This is a genomic window from Neobacillus sp. PS3-12, from assembly GCF_030915385.1.
Taxonomy (GTDB): domain Bacteria; phylum Bacillota; class Bacilli; order Bacillales; family Cytobacillaceae; genus JAEVLT01.
Map to the genome: position 1 here is coordinate 4,985,671 of NZ_CP133268.1, position 15,132 is coordinate 5,000,802.

The following is a 15,132-nucleotide window of genomic DNA, read 5'->3' on the forward strand; positions in this document are numbered from 1 at the left end:
CAAAGGAGTGATGCTCATCATGCCAACCATCATTCAAGTTAATAATAAAAGTTTCAAGTACCATGATCTGCCGCTTGTTTCCTTTTTAGAGGAGCCTTCTGAGAATATGTATTTTGTAAGAAATCCCGAACAGTCCAGTAGTAAACGTTCTCCTAAAATGATACAAATTGAGAAAAAGGCTGTGGATTTTGCCATAAAAATGAAAATTCTTCCAAATTGTAAACAGTGCGGCAGAATCTTGCAAGTGACAAAAGTAGAGCCCTACATTCATGAGAACTATCGGATTACGTTCCAATGTCAGCATCATCAGTGTGGCAAAGATGTACAAAACATTTATTATCAAAATATCCTCTAAAAACAAACCGTTGAAAATAAAGTAATACATAGTTTTTTTATTTGTTCTATTTATAATAAATTTTAAAATGAAGACTTGTGGCTGATGTCACGGTCTTTTTTTCATTTCGTATTGTTGTCGGGTATTGCATTGATTTTTCGGTGGATGGGATCTATGGTTTATTGTCTAAAAAGGATATAGAATAAATTGGAAATTTTATTAATTCGCTTTCATAGGTAAAAAAACTTGAAAAAGATAGTTTAGAGGTTTAATATTTTAATATCGGAAAACAACATTAAAATAGTGTTTAAATTATTTAAAGGATTTCTTCGGAAATCAGAAAATGTATAAAAGCACCAAATCAGGGAATGTAATGATTTCCAAAGTATTCTTGTCGTCAATCGAAAGGGGAAAAAAATATGTTAACAGTGATGGAAAAACCAAAGTCCGCAGAAACAAAACTAGATCAACTCGATGTTCTTGAACAGCTATTAAAACCAGAGATTCAGGAATCATTATCTACTTTAGTTGAACAGCTTCCACGTCTGACTGAGATTGTGAATTTATTAACAAAATCTTATGATTTTGCCAAATTGGTGGCAACCGATGATGTGCTAAAAAAAGATACAGTTGGAGCCATAACAGAAATGGTAGAACCTATTAAAGAAACGGTAAAAAGTATTGCTGTAACTGCTATTGAAGCTAAAGATCGTGCTGAAGAAAGTAATGAAACAATTGGTCTTTTCGGGCTCATGAGAATGCTCAAAGATCCACAAGCGCAGAAGCTTTTCCGCTTCATCAACGCTTACCTCGAAGTTTCCGCAGAACATTCAACTAAGTAATTATATATATCATTACATCCATAAGGACGGGGGAAGATACGATGTCAAAAAATATTGTTATTCTAGGTGCCGGATATGGTGGACTCTTAGCAGCCATAAATATCCGCAAACATTTAAATAAAGATCAAGCACAAGTTACCGTTGTTAATCAATATCCTACACACCAAATCATTACTGAACTTCATCGCTTAGCAGCAGGAAGTGTTGCTGAACAGGCCGTTTCAATGCCATTAAAAAAGATTTTTAAAGGAAAAGATATTGATCTTAAAATAGCAAAAGTTGAGTCATTCTCAGTAGAGCAAAAAGAAGTGAAACTTTCAGATGGATCTTCTTTATCCTATGATGCCCTTGTTGTGGCTTTGGGAAGCAAAACGGCTTACTTTGGTATTCCAGGTTTAGAAGAAAATAGCATGGTCTTAAAATCAGTGGATGATGCGAATAGGGTCAATCAACATATTGAAGATCGCATTCGTGAATTCGCAAAAACGAAAAACGAAGCTGATGCAACGATTGTAATTGGCGGCGGTGGACTGACTGGAGTTGAGTTAGTTGGTGAAATTGCAGACAAAATTCCAAAACTTGCCAGAGACTATGGAGTGGATCCTAATGAAGTAAAACTGCTTTTAGTAGAAGCTGGACCTAAAATTTTACCAGTTTTACCGGATCCATTAATCGAACGTGCAACTGCAAGTTTGGAATCTCGCGGTGTTCAATTCTTAACAGGCCTTCCTGTAACTAAAGTTGAGGGAAATGTTATTGAATTAAAAGATGGGCAAAAAATTGCTGCTAATACATTCGTTTGGACTGGAGGAGTACAAGGTAATCCTTTAGTAGCTGAATCAGGACTTGAAGTGAATCGCGGCAGAGCAACAGTAAATGAATATCTTCAATCCACTTCTCATAATGACGTATTTATCGTAGGTGATAGTGCCGTAGTCTTTGGTTCGGATGGACGTCCATTCCCGCCAACTGCACAAATCGCATGGCAAATGGGAGAACAAACAGGATATAATGTTTATGCATCCTTGGAAAACAAAGCATTAAAAGAGTTTACTCAAGTAAACTCAGGAACTCTTGCAAGCTTAGGACGTAAAGATGCTGTTGCCAAGATAGGCGCTAATGATATTCCACTTAAAGGAATGCCAGCGTCTTTAATGAAAGAAGCAAGCAATGTTAGATACTTATCACACATTAAAGCATTGTATAGTTTGGCTTACTAGATATTTGTAAAAGAAGCTCCATTTCGCTAAACGAAATGGAGCTTTTTGTATTTATGAAAATCCGTGTTAATGGATATCTTTTTTCTTAAAGCGCCCGCCATGGACTGTGGAAACATCAGTGGCAATGATAAATGCTTGCGGGTCTAATTCTTTAATAATATCTTTCAGCTTTGTTTCCTCCAGCCTTGTAAAGACACATAAAATAACACGTTTATCTTCACCGCTATACGAACCCTCTCCATGTAAAAAGGTTACGCCACGGCCTAATCGCTCTGTAATAGCATCTGCAATCTCGTCAGTATTATCGCTTATGATATACACTGATTTCATATCATCTAATCCTTTTACAACAACGTCTATAGTCCTAAAGGCAATGTAATAAGTAAGCATCGAAAATAAGGCATTTTCTAAAGAGAAAGCAAAAGCTGCTAATGAAAAGATAATTACATTGGCAAACATAATAATTTCGCCGACTGAAAATGGCACTCTTTTTTCTACTAAAATGGATAATGTTTCTGTGCCGTCTAAAACCCCTCCATTTCTAATGGTTAAGCCTACTCCTGCTCCTAAAATGACTCCGCCAAAAGCAACAGCAAGCAATTTATCACTCACAATCGGGTGTAAATGATGCATGAAAGAAGTCGCTATAGATAGAGCTACTATGCCATATAACATACTAAATGCAAAGGTTTTCCCAATTTGTTTATATCCTAGGAAAAAGAAAGGTAAGTTTAAAATAACTAAAAATATACTTAGATTGAATCCTGTTATATGACTGATAATCATCGATAAACCTGTGACTCCACCGTCAATCATATTGTTCGGAATTAAGACCGCTTCCAATCCGTAGGCCATAATAATGGCACCAATTGTGATAAATAAGCCTCTTTTAACAATATTTCTAGCTTTTAATTTTTTGTGGTTTATTTTCTTTTTTTCTTCTAATGTATTCATTAAACTCCCCCTCATTTTTCATATAACAAAAGGAGCATGCTACCAAATGGGCATTGATATCCCTATGGTGACAGACTCCTCCAAAACATCGCATAATTATGTTAAATATAATTATATCATATTACAGAGATAAACTCACCTTTTCCTCGGATAGTATAAAAAATAGAACTAAATATCTTTTTATTTTTTCTCTACTTTTACTAATCCTTTACCTAAATTATTTTTTTCAAAGTAGCATATAACATGATCGTTAACTTGTATTTTATCGCCAGATACGATGTTCTTTGCAGAAAATTGGATTCCTGTCCCGTCATCAGCTTTTCCATAGTATTGTTTACCTGAAATTTTGGTAATCGTGTATTCCATGGTTGTGTAGGCAGTGGGACTGCTGCTTTTCGTACTTGTATGATTAGCTGGAGATGTTGTATGAGTTTTCATTAGCATAAGGGCTATTAATATCAATGATAGTATCGCAAGGATGGTCATTCTTTTGAACATTTTTACATTACCTCCCTCTAAGTATTTTAAGAGATGGGTGGGGAAAGTAAATCCTCCTATATTCCTTTAGTCTTTATACCTATTTAATCATAATTTTCAGTCTAATTTCAACGTATGTAGATTAGACTCTAAAGGCTATTTTCAACAAAAGTGTAATATGCTACATAAAACCTAGGATTCATAGAAATAATTGTACAAAGATATTTCTTAGAAAATTCGAATGTTAGGACAGCTCTCTTAATATAGTTAATATAAATAAACAAAAAATCCTTGTTACTTAATAGTACAAGTTTTGTAGTTAAAAAAGAAAGGAAAAGACACCTTGTGTTTTCTAATCAAAAGGAGGTATTAAATGCTGCATATAGTAGCCTGTATTAAGCAAGTACCTGACACCAAAATTATAAAGATGAATCCAAAAACAAACACAATGGATCGGAGGACGGCACCTGCCATCTTAAACCCTTATGATACTCATGCAGTTGAAGAGGCAGTGCGCCTCAAGAATAGGTATGGGGGGACTGTGTCCGTTTTGACAATGGGCCCGCCTCCAGCTGTTAAAGCCATTAAAAAGTGCATTGAAATCGGTGCCGATGAAGGTTATCTAATCACCGACCGGCGCTTTGCAGGAGCTGATACATTGGCCACCAGTTATGCCCTAACAAAAGCATTGGAAAAAATTTCGAAAGAGAAACCTGTTGATTTGATCATCTGTGGAAAAATGTCCATCGATGGTGATACAGGTCAAGTTGGACCAGGAATTGCACGACGACTCGATATTCCGCCTCTGACTTCGGTTAATAAAGTAGTAGAAATAAATAAAGACGAGGGGCATGCCATCGTCCACCGCAAACTTGAGGATGGGTATGAAGTCATTAAATCGTCTTTACCTTGTTTATTTTCAGTAGAAAAAACCATCAATGAAGTGCCATATTCAACATTTCCCAATATGTTAAAAGCATCTAAATATAATCCAATAATTTGGTCTGTGGATGACTTGGAGGATATCGACATAAAACAACTTGGATTGAAGGGATCACCGACAATTGTTTCCAAAGTTTGGGCACCGCCTGCTCCAGAAGGTGGAACGATCATTGAAGGCAGTCCATTAGCGCAAGTGGAACAATTACTTTCCGTCATTCTGGAAAAGAAAGAATTGTTTACGGTAAAGGAGGGGAAATGATGGATTTTAAAGATTATAAGGGTGTTTGGATCTTTATCGAAGAGAAGGACGGGGAAATAGCTCCCGTTTCATTAGAGCTATTAGGTGCCGGGAGGAAATTGGCTGATAAACGGGGAGTAGAATTGGCAGGTGTTTTAATCGGGGAAAATATTAAGCATTTGACCAAAACTATTTTTGAGTACGGAGCAGATACCGCTTATGTATACGATCAGCCGATTTTTAAACATTATCGGACTGAGTCCTATATGAAAGCGCTTCTTGCTTGCTCGAATAAATATAAACCTGAAATTATTCTTTACGGTGCTACCTCCACCGGGAAAGACCTAGCCAGTGCTGTAGCCACCGATTTACCTACAGGATTAACAGCAGATACAACCGAACTGGATGTTGAAGAGGAAACCGGACTGCTGCTGGCAAGCCGCCCGGCATTTGGGGGAAATATTATGGCAACGATTCTTTGTAAAAAATACCGGCCGCAAATGGCAACGGTACGTGCAAAGGTCATGAAGGCCTTGACACCTCAGCCAGGCAGAAATGGAAAGGTCATCAATGAAACGATTTCCTTAAAAGAAGAGGATATTCGGACAAAAGTATTGGAAATTGTGAAAGAAACCACAAAAAAAGTTCGGATTGACGAAGCAGATATTATTGTTGCCGAAGGTAAAGGGTTAGGGAGTGCCGAGGGTTTTCAATTAGTTCATCAATTAGCTGAAGCGCTTGGTGGTGCAGTAGGTGCAAGCCGTGATGTGGTGGAAGCAGGGTGGATTGCTCATCCGCATCAAGTTGGCCAAACCGGGGTGACGGTGACGCCCAAAATATATTTTGCAATTGGCATTTCCGGAGCCATTCAACATGTAGTCGGAATGAAAAATTCCGGTTTAATCATTGCCATTAATAAAGATGCTAGCGCCCCAATCTTCCAGACTTGCCATTATGGAATTATTGGTGATGCATTTGAGATTGTACCTTTATTAATTGAAAACTTTAAAAAGGCGTTAACGACAAAGGAGGTTAGTTATGCCAGAGAAGTTTGATGCAATCGTAGTCGGGGCAGGTCCAGCCGGGATTTCCTGTGCCTATGATCTAGCAAAAGGCGGCGCAAACGTTTTGCTTCTTGAAAGAGGAGAATATCCAGGTTCAAAAAATGTTATGGGAGGTGTCCTTTATCGGAAAATGATGGAGGACATTATACCTGGTTTTTATAAGGAAGCTCCTGTTGAGCGTCCAATCGTTGAACAACGATTTATGATGATGGATAAAGAGTCCGCTGTCACCTTTAGTTATAAGGGATTGGAATGGGCGAAGGAGCCTTACAATAACTTCACCGTCTTAAGAGGAAATTTTGATCAGTGGTATGCAGAAAAAGCGGTCGAACAAGGTGCAATTTTAGTCAATGAAACAGTCGTATTAGAATGTATTGTTGAGAATAACAAGGTTGTCGGCGTCAGAACAGACCGTCCAGATGGCGATATCTATGCAGATGTCGTCGTGTTAGCAGATGGTGTGAACTCTCTGTTGGCACAAAAACTAGGGTTTCACAAAGAATATAAACCAGAAGAAGTGGCCTTAGCAACAATGGAAATTTTGAAGCTTGATAAAAAGGTAATTGAAGACCGCTTCAATCTTGAAGAGAATCAAGGCTGCACGATTGAATTATTTGGCGATGCAACTAAAGGGATTCTTGGTACAGGGTTCCTTTATACAAACAAAGATACGTTAAGCATTGGTGTGGGTACACTCTTGTCCGGATTGATCAAACATAAAATTAAACCTTATGAATTATTGGAATATGTGAAAAATCATCCGATGATTCGCCCCTATATTCAGGGAAGTGAGCCGCAGGAGTATTTAGCCCACTTGATCCCAGAAGGCGGATATAAATCGATGGGAAAAATTGTCGGGGACGGAGTTATCGTGATTGGCGATGCTTCCCAATTGGTTAATGCGATTCATCGAGAAGGTTCCAATTTAGCAATGACTTCCGGAAGATTAGCAGCGGAAACCGTTCTATTTGCAAAGAAAATGGGAGACTTCTCAGAAAGTACGTTAAACTTATATCGTGAAAAATTAATGGACTGTTTTGTTGGTCAGGATATGAAAAAGTATCAGGACTCGACTCACCACTTTAATAAATTCCCGCAATATTTTGATGAATATATTCCAATGGTGAACAAGGCTGCCAGTCAAATGTTTACCGTTGATGGAGCCTCCAAATGGGAGAAACAAAAGAAAATCTGGAGCGGTCTGGGATCACCAAAAGAAAAAATGAAACTCGCTCGAGATGTATTTCGGGTATGGAAGGTGATGAAATAATGAGTGAACAGAAGAAATATTCGACAATCGAAGAAAAGCAATACCTTGTTCGCTTTAATGCCGATACCAAATCACATCTTCATGTAAAAGATGAGGATATTTGTTTAAACCATTGTCCCGATAAAATCTGTACGATCTTCTGTCCGGCAGAGATTTATAAATGGGAAGATATTCGGATGCACGTAGGCTACGAAGGCTGCCATGAATGCGGAAGTTGCCGCATTGGCTGTCCTCATCAGAATATAAAATGGGAGTACCCAAAGGGCGGTCATGGGATTGTATTTAGGTTAGGTTAATGTAAGATTAGTATTTTTGGAGGCTACTATTACTGGTAGTCTTTTTATTTTAATAAAGAAAACGTTTTCCTTTAGGAACACTTTACTCTAGGACAGCTGAGATTGATTTTAAAAAGGAAATTCCTGATAGTTTTAGTTTAAGTCTACTTTTATTAAATAAAGATTTTTGAACATATATGATGAGACCGTCAGCTATTATTTGATTGTATTGCTCAAATGTTTTTGGTTTTCCAGGTATTGCAACAATTTCTTTCAAATTTGGAGCACAGCATACATTTATATCTAACGTTTTTACAGTTAATTCCTGACCTTTGGATTCTATCCAGTTTTTTGCTTCTGTATCGATGTCAATATACATAACTTGATTACCTCTCTTGCCAAGATGGTTGATTTATTTCATTATACTAAAGAAATGTATGGTAATCCTGCTGAAATTTTTCTTGCCTATAAATCTATAAGTTTAGTGCGAATTATTGTATAGTAGGAATACAGCTATTATTTTGAAAAAATAAAATTTCGAGATAGAAGAAAAGCTTTTTTCATTAATAAAAATTGGAGTTGGGTACGATGTCAAAAATTTATATCATCCATGAAAATGATGATTGGACAAGACATTTAATAAAGCGATTGGATGAATTAAGTCTCCCTTTTGAGGCTTGGCATTTGGATAAAGGAATTGTCGATTTGACAACAGAACCGCCTGAGGGAGTTTTCTATAACCGTATGAGTGCTTCTTCCCATACAAGGGACCATCGATATGCACCAGAGTTAACTTCAGGGATTCTTGCCTGGCTTGAATTTCATGAACGTACTGTTTTTAATGGCAGCAGGGCCCTAAGTCTTGAATTGAGTAAGATCATCACTCTTATTCAGGAGTACATTCAGTCACCTGAATCATTTATCACAAGAGTAGAATTTATCGGTGGAAAATATTTTTACGCTGTTCGGGTTGATACTTCAGAAGGTTTCCAGCTATGTCCTGCTGATTCATGCCAAATTGGGGACCTTTTCTGCCCTGTTGGTGAGGAATCCGAAGCCAAACCAAAGTTTGAGATCATTGAAGATGTAGATCCATCTTTAATCGAACGATATGAAGCATTTCTTCAAGCAAACAAAATTGATGTTGCAGGAATCGAGTTCATTCGTGATCAAAATGATAAAATATACACATACGATGTAAACACAAATACAAATTATAACTCCGAAGCCGAAGAAAAAGCTGGAAAGTATGGTATGCTTGAACTTGCGAAATTACTAGGCAAGGCATTGGCAGATATTCACAAGTGCTAATCTAGTTAGGGCATTTGCCTGTAATACTTAATGACATTATTGTTCCCGCACCTCGATTTTTCGATCGTGCGGGTTTTTTATTTTACAAAGGAAAGGTCTAATAGAACATTCGGCTTTTCTGTAAGCAATTACCGCCTTTAATTTTGTCTTCATTTTTAGAAAAGTTTAAAATGGAATTATGAAAAGGAGTGATTTAATTGAAATATACTGATACTTGGGATTTAGATGCCATTTTTCCAGGAGGAACGAAATCACCAGAGCTGCAAACAAAATTACATAATATCAAAGAAGAAATCGTAGAATATCAAAAATTAATTCAAGAATGGACCTTTGCTGAAGACAAAACTGCCGATCCATTAAAAGCTATTTTAAAAAAGCGAGAAAGCATTGGGAAAGGTATAGGACAAACTGGCACTTTTGTACATATGTGGCATGATGCCTACACGAAGGATGAACATGCAAATGTTGTGATGGGACAAGTGATGGACCTATCGAGTGAAGTTGAAAATCTTTCTACGGCATTTACGAAAAAGCTAGTCGCCATTTCTGATGAAGACTGGAAGACTCTTTTAAAGGATAAAGTTTTAAACGAGGTGTCCTTTGCTCTTAATGAGATTCGCGATCAAGGGAAACGTTTATTATCAGAGGAAGAAGAAAAGATTATTACCGATTTAAATAAAGACGGTCTCTCTGCTTGGAATCGACTATACGCTACCGCAGTTTCGGTTATAACCATCCCTTATACCGATAAAGAGGGAAAAACAACGGAATTTTCAGTAGGCCAGGCGATGAATCGGATGTATGCAGACCCAGATCCTGAGGTACGAAAACAGTTATTTGAGAATTGGGAAGCTGGATGGACAAAATTTGCGCCTATTTTTGCCGATACATTGAATCATTTAGACGGCTATCGAATTACTCTTCAAAAAGCTCACAGTCGTGAAAACTACCTTGAGGAGCCATTAGAATATAACCGCATGTCCAAGGATACACTCGATGCAATGTGGACAGCTGTCTCTAAACATAAACAGCCTTTTGTTGAATTTTTAAATCAAAAAGCAAAAATACTGGAAATGGAAAAATTGGGCTGGCAGGATGTAGATGCTCCTGTTGCTTTAGGCGATGTGAAACCACCAAGCTTTACTTATGATGAAGCCTGTGATTTTATCATCGAAAACTTTGCCACCTTTGGTTCCAAGTTATCTGATTTTGCCAAACAGGCCCTTGAAAACCGCTGGGTTGAGGCGGAAGATCGTCCGAATAAACGGCCGGGCGGTTATTGTACGGGACTTCCTGAATTTGAAGAATCGCGGATTTTCATGACTTTTACTGGTTCTCCAAATGATGCTAGTACTTTAGCACATGAACTCGGTCATGCCTTTCATAGCTTTGTCATGAGGGATCTGCCAGCGTTGAACCGTAATTACGCAATGAACGTTGCAGAGACGGCAAGCACTTTTGCAGAAAATATTATTGGCAATGCTACTGTAGCCAATGTGAAAACAAAAGAAGAAAAAATCACCTTGTTAAACGCAAAGCTCGGAAATGCCATTGCCATGTTTATGAACATACATGCCCGTTTTCTATTTGAAGACCGATTCTATGCTGAGCGTTCAAAAGGGATTGTGTCTGAACAACAATTAAATGAATTAATGGTTAATGCACAAAAAGAAGCGTATTGTGATAGCTTATCAGGTTACCACCCGCATTTCTGGTGCAGCAAATTACACTTCTTTATTGATGATGTGCCATTCTATAATTTCCCGTATACCTTTGGTTTCTTATTCAGCCTAGGCATTTATGCTGAATTTTTAAAGAATCCGCATGGATTTGAGGACAAATATATTGCTCTATTGCGAGACACGGCTTCAATGAAAGTGGAAGAACTTGCGAAGAAACATTTAGGAGTTGATCTGACAAAACCGACGTTCTGGGAGGACGGTATACAAATAATGGAAAGTGATGTAAAAGAATTTATCAGGTTAACGGATGAACTTATCAAATAAATCTACATAAAAAACCTTGGTAACGTGTAGTTATCAAGGTTTTTTTTATGTAGATTAATAACCAACTTCGACTGATGCGACAACGATGTACATCATATCATTTTGATCTCCTTTTTCCTCCAAGACGATCCCGCTTGTTGTCAACATTCCGCCATCCATAACCTCTACAGTTTTGATTCCAAATGGCAAAACTTCTTTAACAGCCTCAATATCGAGTTTCTCTTTGTCACATGGAACGGCCAGTTTTACATTCACTCTCATATTATCTCTATTGTTTTCTGGCAATACCGAACGAATACCAGGCATAGAATTAAAGTGAATTGCATTTTGTACAGCACGAATGGCAGCTTTCGTAATATTTTGACCGTGAACATCAATCCCCATACCGGTTTCAATAAACATGATTTTTTCCATCATTGATTCACTCTCCTTTCTTTTCCTTTCTTCATTTTATCACCGATGGCTCCTGCATCAAAGCATGTCAATAGCATATGATTTGTAATCTGCAATGAAGCTTTTTAAATTTCATTCGTCCATATTGGACATTTGTACAATCATAACAAGTGTCTGAACATTAAAATGTAGTAATAACTTTAAAAGACGGTGGTTTTTAGTGGCGGTTATTTCAGGAAAGGAATATATCGATAGGATTAATCAAATGAAGGCAGAAGTTTGGATAGAAGGGGGGCAGGTTGATGGCAATATTTCGGATCATCCAGCTTTTTCAGGGGTTATGAAAAGCCAAGCGAAATTATATGATCTTCAGCTTGAAAAGAAAGATATAATGACTGATCAATCTCCTCAAACAGGTGAGAGAATTGGCCTATCCTTTCTTCAGCCTAAAACAAAAGAAGATCTGGAAAGACGGCGGCTCATGATTCAGGAATGGGCAAAAACGAGTGCAGGAATGTTAGGCCGTTCCCCGGATTATATGAATACGGCTCTTATGGCATTTGCGGCAGCCTCTGACATATTTGCTGATGATCATAAAGCATTTGGAGATAATCTGTTAAATCTTTACGAAAAAGCAAAGCAAAACGATTTGTCTTTTACCCATACATTTATAAATCCACAAGTAAATCGATCTTCTTTGTACCTCGAAAATACTTCGGAAATCATCTCAGCCCAGACCATTCAAAAAAATGAAGATGGATTTGTCGTTAAAGGGGCACGTTTATTAGCAACACAAGGCGGGATAACGGATGAGGTTCTCGTTTTTCCAACGGCATCTTCATCTTTTGATAAAAATTTTGCATACGCTTTTTCTATCCCAAGTAATACACCAGGATTAAAGTTTATTTGTCGGGAGTCATTCCGATATAAGGAATCAGCCTTTGACCACCCGCTTGGATCAAGGTTTGATGAAATCGATACAATTGTTGTATTTGACAATGTAAAGGTTCCATGGGACCGTGTATTTTGTTATCAAAATCCCGAGGCTTCTCGTAAAATTTTTTCAGAAAGCAGCTTTTATCCGCTAACGGCACATCAAATTTTATCGAGAAGAATTGTTAAAACAGAATTTATCCTTGGAGTTGCACAATTGCTTATCAAAACAATTAATGTCGGAGAATATCAGCATATTCATGAAAAGATAGCTGAAGTGATAGCAGGACTGGAAACTCTAAAGTCCCTATTGTTAGCCTCAGAATTGAATGCAAAATTGGATAAATGGGGGACAATGGTTCCCGATTTTAACCCATTAAGTATTGCCATTTTCCTTTATCCGCGCCTTTATCCACGTTTTTGTGAGATCTTGCAGCAAATTGGAGCAAGTGGACTTGTATCCATTCCAAGTGAAGCTGACTTTGCTTCAGATATAAGTAACGACCTTGGAACATACCTGCAAGCTGCTAATGCTAATGCCCATGATCGGGTAAGACTTTTTCGGCTGGCATGGGATATAAGCATGAGTGCATTTGGCACCAGGCAGTCGTTATATGAACGATACTTTTTCGGCGACCCTATCAAAATCGCCAGCAACATCTACCATAGCTATGACAAAGAACCATGCACCAACTATGTTGAGGAATTCTTAAAAGGCACGGCCAGTAATTTGTTGGATGTTGGAGGAGAATGATGGATAAAGAAATCAATTTAGCTGATTCAGGAATTGAAATAGGTATTTATACTTTTGGGGAGCTGCTCAGCGATCCTCATACCGGTCAATTTATTCCGATGAAACAACGATTAGACGAAATAATCGAAGCAGCCAAGCTGGCAGATGAAGCAGGTCTTGATGTGTTTGGAATTGGTGAACATCATCGTCCGGATTTTGTGGTATCCTCTCCACAGGTAATTTTAGCTGCTATCGCCCAAAATACTAGCAGAATTAAGTTGATTAGCGCAACCACCGTTTTAAGCACAGTGGATCCTGTTCGATTATTTGAGGACTTTGCAACCTTAGATATTGTTTCAAAGGGCCGAGCGGAAATCGTAGCTGGAAGGGGTGCTTTTTTAGAATCATTTCAACTGTTCGGATATAACTTAAATGACTATGATCGATTATTTTCAGAGAATATCGATCTCTTGTTAAAATTAAACGAAAATGAATGTATCTCCTGGAAAGGACATTTCCGATCAGAGCTTATGGATATGGCCATTTCCCCTCGTCCAATTCAGCCAAGACTTCCCATTTGGATCGGTGTAGGAGGATCAAAAGAAAGCGCAGAACGTGCAGGGCGGCTGGGGACAGGATTGATGCTCGCAGCACTTGGAGGGGAATCCGCACAATTTAAACCAATCGTGGAGTCCTATCGGCAAGAAGGTCTAAAAGCTGGACACCATTCCAACAAACTTAAGGTAGCTATAGGGTCGCATGGGTATCTTGATAAAATTTCTCAAAAGGCTAAGGAAGAATTCTATCCATACTATATAAACTATTTCAAATCGTTTATGAGAAATGGAAGGCTAATGAATATTCCCCGAACTGATTTTGAAAAAATGTCTGGCCCAAATAACAGTTTGTTTGTTGGAAGCCCGCAGGAAATTATCGAAAAGATTCTTCGTCAGCATGAATTATTTGGACATCAACGTTTTCTTGCGCAAATTGATATTGGCGGTCTTCCTTTCAAAAAAGTTGCTCAATGTATCGAGCTATTAGCAACAGAAGTGGCACCGATTATCCGCCGTGAAACGAAAAAAGGCTGCTAAAAATGTGATTTAGCAGCCGTAATTTTTTGTCCAACTATGTTTTAAAAAAACTATTTAAAAAATAGTTTCACGATGGAGACAATTATTCCAGCGATAACTGCTGAAATAGGTAAGGTGATGACCCAAGTAATAATCATCCTTCCAGCAACGCCCCAGTTCACACCACGTAACCGTTTAGCAGAACCCACACCTAAAATCGAACATGAAGCAACATGGGTGGTAGATACTGGAACCCCTAAAAAGGTTGCCCCCTGCATAATGGCAAAAGATGATAAATCTGCTGCAAACCCATTTATAGGTTCGACTTTGAATAATTTTTTGGCCACTGTTTTAATAATCCGCATGCCGCCGATCATAGTTCCCGTACCCATTGCTGCTGCACAAAGGACCTGCACCCAAAATGGGACATTTAAATTAGATTGAAATCCGCCAGCCACCAAGGCAAAAACAATAATTCCCATTGTTTTTTGACCATCATTGCCACCATGGGAAAAAGCAGCAAGTCCTCCTGATAAAACCTGAAACGTTCTAAAACCACGGGTTACACGGTGTGGATTTGCACTGGCAAAAATAATTCTTAATAATTTCATGAGGATAAAGCCGACACCAAAGGCTAAAAAGGGAGAAATAATTAACCCTTTAATAATGTCAGCAAATCCTGACCAGTTAATCGAATGCCATCCTGCTCCAAAAATAACAGCACCAGCAACGGAGCCGATTAATGTATGTGATGATGAAGAAGGAATACCAAAATACCAGGTAATAAGATTCCAAAAAATAGCAGATATTAACGCCGCAATGACAATTGCTAGGCCATTTTGAATCTGTGAGGGGTCAGCAATTTTTCCGCCAATGGATTTGGCAACAGCTTGTGAAGTGATTGCTCCAATAAAATTTAAACACCCTGCATAAATAACAGCAAATCGAGGTGATAGGGCTCTCGTCGAAACGGACATTGCTATTGCATTGGCAGTATCATGAAACCCATTAATGAAGTCAAAAACTAAGCCAAGAATAATGATCAAAATGATAATAGTCATTAGAGC

16 protein-coding genes are annotated in these 15,132 nt (G+C 38.1%); 11 read left to right on the forward strand and 5 right to left on the reverse strand.

Annotated elements, in window-relative coordinates; translation table 11 throughout:
* The first annotated feature begins 19 nt into the window (after positions 1-19).
* The 3 genes from RCG17_RS25045 (at position 20) to RCG17_RS25055 (ending at position 2,396) form a co-directional block, all read left to right on the forward strand.
* Positions 20-355, forward strand: coding sequence for a hypothetical protein (locus tag RCG17_RS25045; RefSeq protein WP_308172728.1), 336 nt, complete (start codon positions 20-22; stop codon positions 353-355).
* Between the two features lie 398 nt (positions 356-753).
* Entirely contained in the window at positions 754-1,176 is a 423-nt protein-coding gene (locus RCG17_RS25050) for a DUF1641 domain-containing protein (protein ID WP_374120870.1), read from the forward strand.
* A 41-nt stretch (positions 1,177-1,217) separates the two neighbouring features.
* Entirely contained in the window at positions 1,218-2,396 is a 1,179-nt protein-coding gene (locus RCG17_RS25055; RefSeq protein ID WP_308172730.1) for an NAD(P)/FAD-dependent oxidoreductase, read from the forward strand.
* A gap of 66 nt (positions 2,397-2,462) precedes the next feature.
* On the opposite strand, the gene RCG17_RS25060 is transcribed toward RCG17_RS25055, so the two are convergent.
* Complete coding sequence (locus RCG17_RS25060; protein WP_308172731.1) at positions 2,463-3,350, reverse strand: YitT family protein; 888 nt, start codon at positions 3,348-3,350, stop codon at positions 2,463-2,465.
* 180 nt (positions 3,351-3,530) lie between these two features.
* The gene (locus tag RCG17_RS25065; RefSeq protein WP_308172732.1) at positions 3,531-3,848 is read right to left on the reverse strand and encodes a hypothetical protein; all 318 of its coding nucleotides are present in this window, start codon (positions 3,846-3,848) and stop codon (positions 3,531-3,533) included.
* 352 nt (positions 3,849-4,200) lie between these two features.
* Here RCG17_RS25065 and RCG17_RS25070 point away from each other — a divergent pair, with 352 nt between their 5' ends.
* Genes RCG17_RS25070 through RCG17_RS25085 form a run of 4 tightly spaced genes read left to right on the forward strand, consistent with a single transcriptional unit; the run spans position 4,201 to position 7,637 of the window.
* The gene (locus tag RCG17_RS25070; RefSeq protein ID WP_308172733.1) at positions 4,201-5,028 is read left to right on the forward strand and encodes an electron transfer flavoprotein subunit beta/FixA family protein; all 828 of its coding nucleotides are present in this window, start codon (positions 4,201-4,203) and stop codon (positions 5,026-5,028) included.
* Positions 5,028-6,062, forward strand: coding sequence for an electron transfer flavoprotein subunit alpha/FixB family protein (locus RCG17_RS25075; RefSeq protein ID WP_308175950.1), 1,035 nt, complete (start codon positions 5,028-5,030; stop codon positions 6,060-6,062). Before RCG17_RS25070 ends, RCG17_RS25075 begins: the two co-directional genes overlap by 1 nt.
* On the forward strand, positions 6,046-7,341 hold the full coding sequence (locus RCG17_RS25080) for an FAD-dependent oxidoreductase (protein ID WP_308172734.1): 1,296 nt from the start codon (positions 6,046-6,048) through the stop codon (positions 7,339-7,341). The genes RCG17_RS25075 and RCG17_RS25080 overlap by 17 nt, the downstream gene beginning before the upstream one ends.
* A complete protein-coding gene (locus RCG17_RS25085; protein WP_308172735.1) occupies positions 7,323-7,637 on the forward strand; it encodes a ferredoxin family protein in 315 nt (104 codons plus the stop codon). The genes RCG17_RS25080 and RCG17_RS25085 overlap by 19 nt, the downstream gene beginning before the upstream one ends.
* Before the next feature lie 82 nt (positions 7,638-7,719).
* On the opposite strand, the gene RCG17_RS25090 is transcribed toward RCG17_RS25085, so the two are convergent.
* Positions 7,720-7,995 carry a CC/Se motif family (seleno)protein gene (locus RCG17_RS25090; RefSeq protein ID WP_308172736.1) on the reverse strand — a complete coding sequence of 92 codons (276 nt, stop codon included), beginning with the start codon at positions 7,993-7,995 and terminating at the stop codon, positions 7,720-7,722.
* Between the two features lie 209 nt (positions 7,996-8,204).
* Between RCG17_RS25090 and RCG17_RS25095 the strand changes: the two genes are divergently transcribed.
* Positions 8,205-8,927, forward strand: a complete 723-nt coding sequence (locus RCG17_RS25095; RefSeq protein WP_308172737.1) for an ATP-grasp domain-containing protein — start codon at positions 8,205-8,207, stop codon at positions 8,925-8,927.
* A 197-nt stretch (positions 8,928-9,124) separates the two neighbouring features.
* Complete coding sequence (locus tag RCG17_RS25100) at positions 9,125-10,933, forward strand: M3 family oligoendopeptidase (RefSeq protein WP_308172738.1); 1,809 nt, start codon at positions 9,125-9,127, stop codon at positions 10,931-10,933.
* Between the two features lie 54 nt (positions 10,934-10,987).
* On the opposite strand, the gene RCG17_RS25105 is transcribed toward RCG17_RS25100, so the two are convergent.
* Positions 10,988-11,347, reverse strand: coding sequence for a Lin0512 family protein (locus RCG17_RS25105; RefSeq protein ID WP_308175951.1), 360 nt, complete (start codon positions 11,345-11,347; stop codon positions 10,988-10,990).
* A 199-nt stretch (positions 11,348-11,546) separates the two neighbouring features.
* Between RCG17_RS25105 and hpaB the strand changes: the two genes are divergently transcribed.
* Positions 11,547-13,013, forward strand: coding sequence for a 4-hydroxyphenylacetate 3-monooxygenase, oxygenase component (gene hpaB, locus RCG17_RS25110; protein WP_308172739.1), 1,467 nt, complete (start codon positions 11,547-11,549; stop codon positions 13,011-13,013).
* On the forward strand, positions 13,013-14,086 hold the full coding sequence (locus RCG17_RS25115; protein ID WP_308175952.1) for an LLM class flavin-dependent oxidoreductase: 1,074 nt from the start codon (positions 13,013-13,015) through the stop codon (positions 14,084-14,086). Before hpaB ends, RCG17_RS25115 begins: the two co-directional genes overlap by 1 nt.
* A gap of 50 nt (positions 14,087-14,136) precedes the next feature.
* Here RCG17_RS25115 and RCG17_RS25120 read toward each other — a convergent pair whose 3' ends face one another.
* Positions 14,137-15,126, reverse strand: coding sequence for an inorganic phosphate transporter (locus tag RCG17_RS25120; RefSeq protein ID WP_308172740.1), 990 nt, complete (start codon positions 15,124-15,126; stop codon positions 14,137-14,139).
* Positions 15,127-15,132: the final 6 nt, after the last annotated feature.

Excerpts from the sequence above, each read along its gene's own strand:
- RCG17_RS25050 (WP_374120870.1), top strand. The coding sequence starts at position 754 with ATGTTAACAGTGATGGAAAAACCAAAGTCCGCAGAAACAAAACTAGAT.
- RCG17_RS25075 (WP_308175950.1), top strand. The coding sequence starts at position 5,028 with ATGGATTTTAAAGATTATAAGGGTGTTTGGATCTTTATCGAAGAGAAG.
- RCG17_RS25095 (WP_308172737.1), top strand. The coding sequence starts at position 8,205 with ATGTCAAAAATTTATATCATCCATGAAAATGATGATTGGACAAGACAT.
- RCG17_RS25115 (WP_308175952.1), top strand. The coding sequence starts at position 13,013 with ATGGATAAAGAAATCAATTTAGCTGATTCAGGAATTGAAATAGGTATT.
- RCG17_RS25045 (WP_308172728.1), top strand. The coding sequence starts at position 20 with ATGCCAACCATCATTCAAGTTAATAATAAAAGTTTCAAGTACCATGAT.
- RCG17_RS25080 (WP_308172734.1), top strand. The coding sequence starts at position 6,046 with ATGCCAGAGAAGTTTGATGCAATCGTAGTCGGGGCAGGTCCAGCCGGG.
- RCG17_RS25070 (WP_308172733.1), top strand. The coding sequence starts at position 4,201 with ATGCTGCATATAGTAGCCTGTATTAAGCAAGTACCTGACACCAAAATT.
- RCG17_RS25055 (WP_308172730.1), top strand. The coding sequence starts at position 1,218 with ATGTCAAAAAATATTGTTATTCTAGGTGCCGGATATGGTGGACTCTTA.
- RCG17_RS25120 (WP_308172740.1), bottom strand. The coding sequence starts at position 15,126 with ATGACTATTATCATTTTGATCATTATTCTTGGCTTAGTTTTTGACTTC.
- RCG17_RS25065 (WP_308172732.1), bottom strand. The coding sequence starts at position 3,848 with ATGTTCAAAAGAATGACCATCCTTGCGATACTATCATTGATATTAATA.
- RCG17_RS25085 (WP_308172735.1), top strand. The coding sequence starts at position 7,323 with ATGGAAGGTGATGAAATAATGAGTGAACAGAAGAAATATTCGACAATC.
- RCG17_RS25060 (WP_308172731.1), bottom strand. The coding sequence starts at position 3,350 with ATGAATACATTAGAAGAAAAAAAGAAAATAAACCACAAAAAATTAAAA.
- RCG17_RS25090 (WP_308172736.1), bottom strand. The coding sequence starts at position 7,995 with ATGTATATTGACATCGATACAGAAGCAAAAAACTGGATAGAATCCAAA.
- RCG17_RS25105 (WP_308175951.1), bottom strand. The coding sequence starts at position 11,347 with ATGGAAAAAATCATGTTTATTGAAACCGGTATGGGGATTGATGTTCAC.